Annotated in this window: 12 protein-coding genes; 11 read left to right on the top strand and 1 reads right to left on the bottom strand. The window is 40.2% G+C overall.

Going from position 1 to position 10,315, the window contains the following annotated elements:
* The coding region (locus BUB05_RS18735) for a molybdopterin-dependent oxidoreductase (protein ID WP_342747114.1) at positions 1-418 on the top strand (418 nt) is incomplete at its 5' end.
* Between the two features lie 106 nt (positions 419-524).
* Here BUB05_RS18735 and BUB05_RS14355 read toward each other — a convergent pair.
* Positions 525-1,757 carry an aminopeptidase gene (locus tag BUB05_RS14355; protein WP_073050309.1) on the bottom strand — a complete coding sequence of 411 codons (1,233 nt, stop codon included), beginning with the start codon at positions 1,755-1,757 and terminating at the stop codon, positions 525-527.
* 300 nt (positions 1,758-2,057) lie between these two features.
* On the opposite strand from BUB05_RS14355, the gene BUB05_RS14350 reads away from it, so the two are divergent.
* The 10 genes from BUB05_RS14350 to BUB05_RS14305 all read left to right on the top strand — a co-directional run bounded on the left by BUB05_RS14350 (position 2,058) and on the right by BUB05_RS14305 (position 10,247).
* The gene (locus tag BUB05_RS14350; RefSeq protein WP_073050308.1) at positions 2,058-3,545 is read left to right on the top strand and encodes a cobyric acid synthase; all 1,488 of its coding nucleotides are present in this window, start codon (positions 2,058-2,060) and stop codon (positions 3,543-3,545) included.
* 1 nt (position 3,546) lies between these two features.
* Positions 3,547-4,485, top strand: a complete 939-nt coding sequence (gene cbiB / locus BUB05_RS14345) for an adenosylcobinamide-phosphate synthase CbiB (RefSeq protein ID WP_073050307.1) — start codon at positions 3,547-3,549, stop codon at positions 4,483-4,485.
* Positions 4,482-5,516, top strand: a complete 1,035-nt coding sequence (locus BUB05_RS14340) for a pyridoxal phosphate-dependent aminotransferase (protein ID WP_073050306.1) — start codon at positions 4,482-4,484, stop codon at positions 5,514-5,516. Before cbiB ends, BUB05_RS14340 begins: the two co-directional genes overlap by 4 nt.
* 112 nt (positions 5,517-5,628) lie before the next feature.
* Positions 5,629-5,994 carry a DRTGG domain-containing protein gene (locus BUB05_RS14335; protein WP_073050305.1) on the top strand — a complete coding sequence of 122 codons (366 nt, stop codon included), beginning with the start codon at positions 5,629-5,631 and terminating at the stop codon, positions 5,992-5,994.
* Positions 5,978-6,403: an ATP-binding protein gene (locus BUB05_RS14330; RefSeq protein ID WP_073050304.1), complete on the top strand. Its 426-nt coding sequence runs from the start codon at positions 5,978-5,980 to the stop codon at positions 6,401-6,403. Before BUB05_RS14335 ends, BUB05_RS14330 begins: the two co-directional genes overlap by 17 nt.
* A gap of 12 nt (positions 6,404-6,415) precedes the next feature.
* Positions 6,416-7,660, top strand: a complete 1,245-nt coding sequence (locus BUB05_RS14325) for a [Fe-Fe] hydrogenase large subunit C-terminal domain-containing protein (RefSeq protein ID WP_094762972.1) — start codon at positions 6,416-6,418, stop codon at positions 7,658-7,660.
* Positions 7,661-7,664: 4 nt separating this feature from the next.
* Positions 7,665-8,000, top strand: coding sequence for a serine kinase (locus tag BUB05_RS14320; RefSeq protein ID WP_073050303.1), 336 nt, complete (start codon positions 7,665-7,667; stop codon positions 7,998-8,000).
* Positions 8,000-8,692: a PHP domain-containing protein gene (locus BUB05_RS14315; protein ID WP_073050302.1), complete on the top strand. Its 693-nt coding sequence runs from the start codon at positions 8,000-8,002 to the stop codon at positions 8,690-8,692. The genes BUB05_RS14320 and BUB05_RS14315 overlap by 1 nt, the downstream gene beginning before the upstream one ends.
* A gap of 107 nt (positions 8,693-8,799) precedes the next feature.
* Entirely contained in the window at positions 8,800-9,699 is a 900-nt protein-coding gene (locus tag BUB05_RS14310; RefSeq protein ID WP_073050301.1) for a DMT family transporter, read from the top strand.
* Positions 9,696-10,247: an ATP-binding protein gene (locus tag BUB05_RS14305; protein WP_073050300.1), complete on the top strand. Its 552-nt coding sequence runs from the start codon at positions 9,696-9,698 to the stop codon at positions 10,245-10,247. Before BUB05_RS14310 ends, BUB05_RS14305 begins: the two co-directional genes overlap by 4 nt.
* The last annotated feature ends 68 nt before the right edge of the window (positions 10,248-10,315 follow it).

Here is a 10,315-nt window from a genome sequence, read left to right as displayed (position 1 = left end):
GGAGCTTGAGCTCATCTACACTGTGGCAAAACTCACAGACAAGCTTGAGAAGCCATACAGGGGAATTATCACCCTCAAGGACAGCGTAAATACCCAGGGTGCCCTTGATGCAGGATTCGACGTTGATGCAGAAGAGATAATCGAAGCTGTGAAGGCTGGACAGATCAAGGGACTCCTCATCGTAGGAGAGGACGTTGACGGACTCGATGTGAAGCCCGAGTACCTTGCTGTAATGGATATCTTCGACACGGTGAACACTGAAGCGGCAGACCTTGTGATACCTATGGCATCACTTGCAGAGTCTTGTGGAACAATAACAAGGACAGACAACACGACAGGAACTGTAAATCCTGCCATCGCTTCTAAGACAGGAATGGACAATGTGGAGGTTCTCGACGGCGTGCTAGGTTTTCTGTAAATTTCAATTACGGTAAGACAAAATTTGTTTGACAGATAAATAGTATATTTAAAGCCTGATTCCCATAATCTGAGAATCAGGCTTTTTAAGTTTTATATTGAGGACATTAGAACGCCCATTTTCCGTTCTTGAAGATATATTCTTCCTGGCCGTCCTGGTGAATTCCCAGTATGTCAAGCTTGTCTGAACCTATCATGATATCCTGGTGTACGGGGCAGGAGTTGAAGCCCATCTCCTCTTTGTCTTCTTTTGACATCTCTTCTACACCACCGTCAATGCACATTGACAATGCGTTTCCAAGTGCTATGTGGCAGGCTGCATTTTCATCATATAGGGTATTGAAAAAGAGAGTGTTAAGTTCGTATATGGGAGAGTCGACAGGGACAAGTGCAAGTTCTCCAAGATAAGAGGCACCTTCGTCGGTTTCCAGATACGTTTGAAGCAGTTCTTGACCCTTCTCAGCGCTGAAATCTACAACCTTGCCTTTTTCGAAGGTAAGCCTTATGCCGTTGATTATGTTTCCGTTGTACACAAAGGGCATGGTGCAGCTTACAGTTCCTTTGGCAGTGTATTTTGAAGGCACTGTGAATACTTCTTCTGTAGGCATGTTGGGAACTACGTCAGTGCCGTCCGGAGCAGGCATGCTTCCGCCAACCCATTTGCTTCCCTTTATGAGCTCCACTTCAAAATCAGTGCCCGGTCCTGAGTATTTCAGTTTTTTGAAATTCTTCTCCGTCAGACTGGTGTGTCTGAATCTGAGGTTTTTCAGATGATTATCCCACATCTCTACACAATTCTCGTTGTCTGCCCTGGATACCTTGAATATGTATTCCCAAAGCTTTTCCGTGGCTTCTTCGCCCTTGAGGCCGGGAAAGACCTTTTCCGCCCACGGAGCCGAAGCACCCAAGGCTATGACCCATTTCGTTTCAAAGCTCATCTGAAGTACCTTGTTTCTTTCAAAAGCCTTGGCAGCGGATTTGTACCATCTGCCTATTGTATCGGGATTTACTTCCTTCATTACTTCAGGGTCAGGGGCGGTTATGTTTATTATGCACCATTTTTCATCACCCAGAATATCCATTCTTTTCTGTTCCCAATCGTAAACTTTGTCAAAGAGTTCAGGGGCGGCATTTAGGAATTTGATTTTCCTGGACAGATAGTCTATCCATGCTATGTTAACATCGGCTGCTCCGTGGTCGAAAGCTCTCTGCATCAGAAGTCTGGCAAATTCGGCATCCTCAAGAGATGCCCTTATTTCCACTTTTTGTCCTTTCTTAAGGCTTATACCCTTTGTAATTATAACATCAGCATAGTTTTTTAATTTTTCCTTGAAATTCATATTATCCTCCTAAATAGCATTCTAGCTGCTTTCTTGCTATAATTATACATCATATATTTGCACAATAAAATGCAACAATATTTACATTTCTTAAGAAAAATATTAAATTTTGGTAAAATATATACAAAATATGCAATAGATTTCAAAGAAAAAATCATAGTAATAAATTTAAAAAATGATATAATAATAGATGGTTTTGGAAACTGAAAGAATCAGATAACCAATGAAGAGAGTGCATTTAAGCTGCAATAAAACAGCTATAAAAGAATGATCAAATAAGTAGAATTTCAGAGGTGGATTATGAAAGGTATAATGATACAAGGGACAAGCTCGGATTCGGGTAAAAGCTATGTGACTACAGCTATATGCCGTGTCTTGTCCAACAGGGGGCTCAAACCGGCTCCATTCAAGTCACAGAATATGTCAAACAACTCCTATGCGGCAGAAGACGGACAGGAGATTTCAAGAGCACAGGGAGTACAGGCTGAGGCGGCAAGAGCCAAGGCTTCAGTATATATGAATCCCATACTTTTAAAGCCTACAAGGGATACACAGAGTGAAGTGGTGCTTTTTGGAAAGGTATTCAACGCCTATTCGGGATTTGACTATAGAAAGGACTTTGCACTTAAACATGGTGTGGAGGCGATTAAGACATCAATAGACAAACTGTCGGAAGACTATGGATGTCTGGTGATAGAGGGAGCAGGTTCGCCTGCAGAGGTTAACCTGAATGACCGTGAAATAGTAAACATGAGGGTTGCGGACATTGCTGATGTCGGAGTGATCCTTGTTACCGACATAGACAGAGGCGGTTCCTTTGCAAGTGTTGTAGGAACGCTTGAACTCTTGAAGGAGCATAGACACAGATTCAAGGGAGTCATATTCAACAAGTTCAGGGGAGATATCAAGCTTTTGGAAGATGGTCTTGACTGGCTGGAGGAAGAATATGGAATCAAGGTTGTGGGTGTACTGCCATACCTTACGGATCTTTACATAGAAACCGAAGATGCGCAAAGCAAGCATCTTCTCTTTCAGTATGATGTTGCAAATCCTATAGACATTGCAGTTGTCCATCTTGAAAGGGTAAGCAACAATACTGATGTGGAAGCATTCATTCATGAGAATGACGTAAGCGTCAGAATAGTCAAGGACCCCAAGGAATTTGGAAATCCTCATGCGGTAATTATACCAGGTACCAAGAGTACATCGGACGATCTCCAATCCCTGGTTGAAAGCGGAATGTATGAAAAGCTAAAGGAATACAATGAAAGAGGCGGAGTAATAGCAGGTATCTGTGGCGGATATCAGATAATGGGCAGAAAACTGAAAGATCCCGACAATGTAGACAGTATCCAGTACGAAGAAATGGACGGCCTGGACATGCTACCTGTAGAAACTGTATTCATAGGAGAAAAACAGGTTAGGCAAACAAAGGGAAGGATTGACAATATATTCTCTGACCAGGAAATAGACGGATATGAAATACATCTTGGAAGAACGGAATTCCTGGAGGACTGCGACTATTTTGCACTTCTTGAAGACGGAACAAAAGACGGATGTATCTATGATGGAGGAAGGGTTTTCGGAACCTATCTTCATAATGTTTTCCATAATGATGTACTGAGAAATGACTGGCTCAACATGATCAGGAAGAAATACAGCATGGAACTCAGGGATGTTGTGGATACGGACAAGATAAAGGAAGAATCATACGAGAAGCTCGCTGCCTATGCCGAGGAGCATCTTGACATAGACTACATAATGAAAATAATAAACAGAGAGGTATAGAATGCATATTGTCATTGCAGCCCTCGTACTTGACTTGTTGTTGGGCGACAGGTGCATATGGAAACATCCAATAATACTTGTTGGAAATTTGATTTCATATCTTGAGAAGATGCTGTACAAATTGAGAAATAAAAAAATTGCAGGACTGCTTTTACTGTTGCTGTCCATGACTGTAGTGGGACTTTCTGTCTTTGCCCTAGACAGGATTTTTTCCTTCAACGGATGGTTGCATGCTGCGGTTTCCGTATATTTCATGTACCTCATTCCCTCTGTGAAGACCTTGAAGGATCTGACGGAGGATGTATATACCTCCTTGAATGAGGAGGGAGTAGTGGAAGCAAGGAAAAAGCTTTCGTATCTTGTTGGAAGGGATACTGAGGAGCTTGACGAAGAATCGGTAATAAAGGCTGCCATAGAAACTTCGGCTGAAAACACCATAGATGGATTTGTTGCTCCTCTGTTTTATATTCTTGTTGGAAATATATTTGGGATGGGCCTTGTTTTCGGATACCTATACAAGACTGTGAACACTCTTGATTCCATGGTTGGATACAAAAATAACAGGTATATGGACTTCGGATATTTTTCTGCAAAGTTTGACGATGTATTGAATTTCATACCGGCAAGGCTTGGAAGCTTGCTAATGCTTGTGGCGGGTATGATACTAGGATATGACTGGAAAAACGGGATAAGGATATTCAGAAGGGACAGGGGAAATCACAGCAGTCCCAACTCGGCTCATTCCGAAAGCGTGGTTGCAGGGTTGTTGAATATACAGCTTGGCGGTGAAAACAAGTATTTTGGGAAAATAGTAAAAAAACCTGTCATAGGAGACAGGAATGAAGAAGTAAAAGGTAGAGACATTTACAGAACCAACAAGATTCTTGTGGCTACAGATGTTCTTGCTATAATAATATTAACAATTGGAGTAGTTATATGAAATACAGAATGCATGGTGCAAACCCTGACAAGTTATACAGCAAACTGGGCATTGAAATGCCGGAAAGGGTAATTGATTTCAGCACAAATACAAATGTCCTGGAATTCAACCTTGAGATGGATTTCGACTTCAACAAAATTGTAAGCACTTATCCTGATGACGAATGTCTGGAATTGAAAAGCACTCTTGCTTCAATTGAAAGCTGCAGGGAAGGTGAGATTATTGTCTGCAGCGGTACGAATGAATTCATATATATGCTTGCATCAATCCATGCAGGAGGGAGAGCGGTGTTGTTGCAGCCTCTGTACTCTGAATATGAAAAAGCGCTGAAGGGATATGGTGTTGAAATCCTGGACATATTTTCAGCAGAAGACATATTTGCACTGGAGGACGTTGATCTTTTGTTTATTTGCAACCCCAACAACCCTACAGGAAGCTTCATGGATGTTGGTGAAATAAGAGATATAGCGGCATATTGCAAAGGTAAGAATATAAAGGTCGTATTTGACGAGGCATATTCATTCTTTCTAGAAGATGAATGCCATACAACGGATCTCATCAAGGAATTTGACAATATATATATAATGAAATCATTAACAAAGATATTTAATCTTTCAGGTATAAGGATAGGTTATGTACTGACAGATGAAAAGAATGCTGCAGAACTTGAGGTGATACATCCTACTTGGAGTGTTAATTCAATAGCTCAAAAGCTTGCTGTCCAATACCTGGATTGTGAAAAATATATCATGAATACAAGGGATTACTATAAAAATGAAAGAAAAAGATTCATTGGTAAAATAAGGAAACATGGATTTGAAGTATTGGACACCAAGGTGAATTTCTTTTTAATCAAGGTTGATAATGATGATGAAATCATTGAAAAGCTTATGAAAAAGGGAATAGTGACAAGACACACCAAAAACTTCAAGACGCTGGAAGGTGGATACATAAGAGTAGCAGTTAAGTCTAAAGAAGACAACGATTATTTTATGGAAATATTGTCGCAAATAAGTTTGACAAATATTTAACAAAATGATATACTTCATGTAAGGTATTGTTATTAATCGGTCTGAATGTTTAGATTGACCGATAATTCGAAGGACTCTATGTTCTGAGAATTTTAGTTATTTGGAGGATATTATGAAAGTATTTGAAATAAAAGAATTGTTGAATGCAAATGTTCACTCTTGCGACGAACAGTTGAATAAGGATATTGTAGGAGCTTATGCTTCCGATCTCATGAGTGATGTGCTGGCTTCTGAATATCTTGACGACAATGCTGTTTTGGTTTCCGGATTGAACAATCTTCAGTTGATACGAACTGCTGAAATGCTTGATTTGGCTGTAATAATTCTTGTAAGAGGTAAGCAGCCCAAGCCTGAAATAATTGAAATGGCCAGGGAAAACAATATTACTCTTCTGACCACGGACTACAATATGTATAATTCATGTGGAATCTTGTATGCTAATGGAGTAAAAGGATTTAGCGATGGGAAACTTGATTAAAAAATATGAACACGAAGTTGTGACGGATGATTTTGACCTTGCCGGAAAGGCTTCCAGCGCTATTAAGAGGGTCCTTAAGAACCTTGGAATATCTCCTCAGCTGGTAAGAAGGGTGGCAATCATATCATACGAGGCTGAAATCAATATCATTATCCATTCACATGGAGGGAAAATTATACTTGAAATTTATGACGACAGAATCAGGATCAAGGCTCAGGACAGAGGTCCGGGCATTGAAGATATTGAACTTGCCTTGTCTGAAGGTTTTTCAACAGCAGACAGGAAGGCAAGGGAGCTGGGTTTTGGTGCCGGTATGGGATTGCCCAATATAAGGAAAAATGCAGATGGCTTCAAAATAGAGTCGAGCAGTAGTGGGACAAAGATAGAGATTGATATAATTATGGATTAGAAGGTGAAATTATTGGACAGAGCTTTTTTTCTTGATAAGGATAAATGTCAGGGTTGTACAAACTGCATGAGAAAATGCCCTACGGAAGCAATACGGGTTGTAAATAAAAAGGCAATAATAAATATTGAAAAATGCATACACTGTGGTGAATGCATACGGGTTTGTCCGTACAATGCATATGCACCCAGTACCGACAAGATTGAAGATATTGACAAGGACAAGATATCAATTGTAATACCCTCCGTTACGGTATATGGACAGTTCGGTCATGGAACTGAAACATGCAAGATACACAGAGCCCTGCTTTCCATAGGATTTGACTATGTCTATGACGAAAGCTGGGGAGCAGAACTGGTATCCAAGGCCATCGATAAGAAACTAAGGGAAAAGGATGTCCTCAAACCTCTCATAAATTCAAACTGTCCTGCTGTAATAAGGCTGATTAAAGTTAAGTACCCGTCATTACTGGAGCATATGATCGAAATCCAGTCTCCCATGGAGATTGCTGCAAAGCTTGCAATAAGAAAAGTTAAGGAAATATTTAGGAAATCAAACAAACCAATAGAGGTTTTTTATATTTCTCCTTGCCCTGCCAAGGCAATCAGTGTCAAAAAGCCTGTAGGAACGAGCGGCTCAAGTATAGATAAGGTTATTTCATTTAAGGAAATATATGGAGATCTCGTGAGAGCCATAAAGATGCAGGATGACATGTGTTTTTCAACGCCATCTCTGACTGGACTTCAATGGTGCATATCCGGAGGGCAGGCCAAGGCTGTAAATGCAGACAACAGTATAGCTGTTTCCGGAATAGAAAACGTAATGGACATACTTGATGAAATAGAGCTTGGAAAGCTTGATCATGTTGATTTTGTAGAGCTTATGTCATGTAACGGCAGTTGCGTAGGCGGATCCTTCAATTTTGAAAATCCATTTGTTGCAAAAAACAATATTAACTATATAATAAAGAATACAGATGAGTCCATGGTTCTCAACGACGATTTGGAAAAATTCGATGAATTTGAAGAACTGGGATATTTCGAAGACGAACTGGACCTTAAAGACATGATTGAAAAGAAAGTGGACCTTAAGGCGGCTATTAAAAGGATGGAGGAAATAGAGAAGATTTATGGCATCCTTCCAAGGCTTGATTGCGGTTCCTGTGGATCACCAACATGCAGGGCATTGGCAGAAGACATAGTTGATGGAATAAATGAGCTGGACAGCTGTGTAATACTTAAATTGAGAAATAGGAGCTGATTTTATGAAACTCAGTACAATAATAGAGGAACTGGAACTGGAAATAATTACAGGTGAAACAGGTATAAGTAATATCGAGGCGGAGGGCGTATATATTGGCGACCTGCTTAGTCTTGTAATGGCGAAGGCAAAGCACGATGAAGTATGGATAACTATCCAGACCCACATTAATGTTGTTGCAATAGCAGATCTTTTGGAACTGGCGGCTATTCTGGTGGCTGAAAACATGGAAGTGGATGAAGACACTATTGAAAAGGCGGCTGATATGGATATTGTCATTCTTAAATCCGGCCTTCCTGCATATGACCTTGCCTGCAGGCTTCACGACCTTGGAATGTAATGAAGATTTACTATGATCTCCATATCCATTCGGGACTGTCCCCCTGCGGGGAGAAGGAGATGACTCCAAACAATATTGTGAACATGTCAATAATCAAGGGGCTTGATATAATATCCGTGACTGATCACAATACGGTTGAGAACTACCCTGCCGTAAAGGCAGTTGCAGACAAGACCGGCATGAAAGTGATTCCCGGAATAGAAATCACTTCAAGGGAAGAGGTGCATATCCTTGCATACTTCAATACTTATGAAGATGCAAAGATTGTTTCAGACAAGCTTTATGATGCTTTGCCGGATATAAAGAACAGACCTGAAATCTTTGGAGAACAGACAATCTATGATGAAATGGATAATCCAAGGGGAACCCTTGAAAAGCTTCTTATTAATGCTACAACCTTTACAATAAAGGACATAATCGGAATGGTAAAGGCGGTCAATGGAGTTGTGATGCCTGCCCATGTAGAAAAGAAATCCAATGGGATTATTGGAGTACTTGGATTCATACCGCCGGAATATGATTTTGAATTTGTAGAAGTGGAATCGAAGGAGTATGAAAACAGGTTAACAGAGAAGTACAAGAAAATCTATAATTCAGATGCCCACAGGCTTGAAGATATTTCGGAGCCTTTAAACTATTTTGATTGTGACAGCATTGAATCGATGATAAAATATATAGGACTTGGAAAGTAGGATTTATCCTGCTTTTATTTTATAGATTTGGAAAGTTTCATTCACATTTCAAATAACTGCTTGTTCAACAAATGAGGCAAAGCAGTGTTCTTTTGAGGAGAAATATTATGAATAAAAACTATGTACTATTGCTGGCGGGAGTCGTTCTTTCTGCCACATCATCAGTGTTTGTAAGGTTTGTCGACGTCCACCCCTTTGCCATATCGTTCTACAGGGTATTTTTTGCCGGGTTGTTCTGGTTTGCTGTGACGTTGGTTAAAGACAGAAGGGAGCTTTTTCAAGTTGCTATGGATAAAGTCGGCTTTTCCTTCTTGAGTGGAATGTTCCTTGCATTTTATTACAGTGCTTGGATTACATCTCTTGGATATACTACTGTAGCAAATGCTTCGGTCCTTGGAGCCCTTTGTCCCGTGTTTGTAGCATTTATTTCATGGATTTTGTTCAAGGAGAAGATTGGAGGCAGGCGTATTCTGGGAATAATAACCTGTTTGGCAGGCTCTGTTCTCCTCGTATTGTCAAAAATGGAATTCGGACTGGAAAACATGCAAGGTGATCTGTTGGCAGTACTGGGAGCTTTTTTTATTTCAGGATACTATATGCTTGGGGGTTATTTGAGGAAATACATGTCAATGAAGGTGTACGTAACTCTAGTCTATCTATCGTCTGCCCTTGTGCTTCTGATTTTGATGAAGGTCTCGGGAATAGGTGTTGCGGGACATGGCATGAGGGACACCGTTATAATGATTTCCCACGGTTTTGCATGTTCTGTCCTGGGACACGGAATTTATAATTATGTACTTGGAAGGCTTTCGCCGGTAACTCTGACCTTGTCGGCATTGACAGAGCCTGTATTTGCCATAATATTTGCCATGGTTCTTTTCGATGAGACCATGAATATTGTAATTTTTGCAGGCATAGTTACAATATTGGGAGGTTTGTTGATATACAGCCTGCCTGAAGAGAAATTGAAGAACTTGATACAGAAAAACAACAGGAGGGCTGTATGAAGGAACTCTCGCTGCACGTACTGGACATAGCAAGGAATTCAATAAGGGCTGAGGCCACTAGAATAGGGATTTTCATTGAGGAAAATCTTGAGGACAACAAGCTTGTCATATCAATTGAAGACAATGGAAAAGGAATGGACGAGGAAACCCTAAGGAAGATAGAGGATCCATTCTATACGTCAAGAGATGTCAGAAGGGTTGGGCTTGGAATACCTCTTTTAAAGGCGGCTGTAGAAAGATGCAATGGCAGTATAAAAATACAATCCGAAGAAGGTATTGGTACAAGTCTCTATTGCGAGATGGATTATGACCATATTGACAGGGCGCCTCTTGGGAAAATACAGGATACAATCATGATTCTTCTCAATGATTCAGATAACTACGAGCTGGTTTACACTCATGTGTATAATGGAAGACGTTTCGATTTTGATACTGTGGAAATCAAGGAAATACTTGACGGAGTGCCTCTTGGAAGCCCCGATGTTCTCATGTGGATTAAAGGGTATATACTTGAAAATGTAGCCAATATTAAAAAAAGTACCAACTAATGAATAAAACTTATAACAAAAAATAAATTTATGTGTTATAATGGATTGTCTAATTCTGTATACAATAA

Source organism: Dethiosulfatibacter aminovorans DSM 17477, assembly GCF_900142005.1.
Lineage (GTDB): Bacteria > Bacillota > Clostridia > Tissierellales > Dethiosulfatibacteraceae > Dethiosulfatibacter > Dethiosulfatibacter aminovorans.
This window is presented reverse-complemented; position numbering and strand designations above follow the sequence as displayed.

What these genes read in the sequence shown, in the direction of transcription:
- BUB05_RS14355 (WP_073050309.1), bottom strand. Translation starts at nt 1,757, where the DNA reads ATGAATTTCAAGGAAAAATTAAAAAACTATGCTGATGTTATAATTACA.
- BUB05_RS14350 (WP_073050308.1), top strand. Translation starts at nt 2,058, where the DNA reads ATGAAAGGTATAATGATACAAGGGACAAGCTCGGATTCGGGTAAAAGC.
- cbiB (WP_073050307.1), top strand. Translation starts at nt 3,547, where the DNA reads ATGCATATTGTCATTGCAGCCCTCGTACTTGACTTGTTGTTGGGCGAC.
- BUB05_RS14340 (WP_073050306.1), top strand. Translation starts at nt 4,482, where the DNA reads ATGAAATACAGAATGCATGGTGCAAACCCTGACAAGTTATACAGCAAA.
- BUB05_RS14335 (WP_073050305.1), top strand. Translation starts at nt 5,629, where the DNA reads ATGAAAGTATTTGAAATAAAAGAATTGTTGAATGCAAATGTTCACTCT.
- BUB05_RS14330 (WP_073050304.1), top strand. Translation starts at nt 5,978, where the DNA reads ATGGGAAACTTGATTAAAAAATATGAACACGAAGTTGTGACGGATGAT.
- BUB05_RS14320 (WP_073050303.1), top strand. Translation starts at nt 7,665, where the DNA reads ATGAAACTCAGTACAATAATAGAGGAACTGGAACTGGAAATAATTACA.
- BUB05_RS14315 (WP_073050302.1), top strand. Translation starts at nt 8,000, where the DNA reads ATGAAGATTTACTATGATCTCCATATCCATTCGGGACTGTCCCCCTGC.
- BUB05_RS14310 (WP_073050301.1), top strand. Translation starts at nt 8,800, where the DNA reads ATGAATAAAAACTATGTACTATTGCTGGCGGGAGTCGTTCTTTCTGCC.
- BUB05_RS14305 (WP_073050300.1), top strand. Translation starts at nt 9,696, where the DNA reads ATGAAGGAACTCTCGCTGCACGTACTGGACATAGCAAGGAATTCAATA.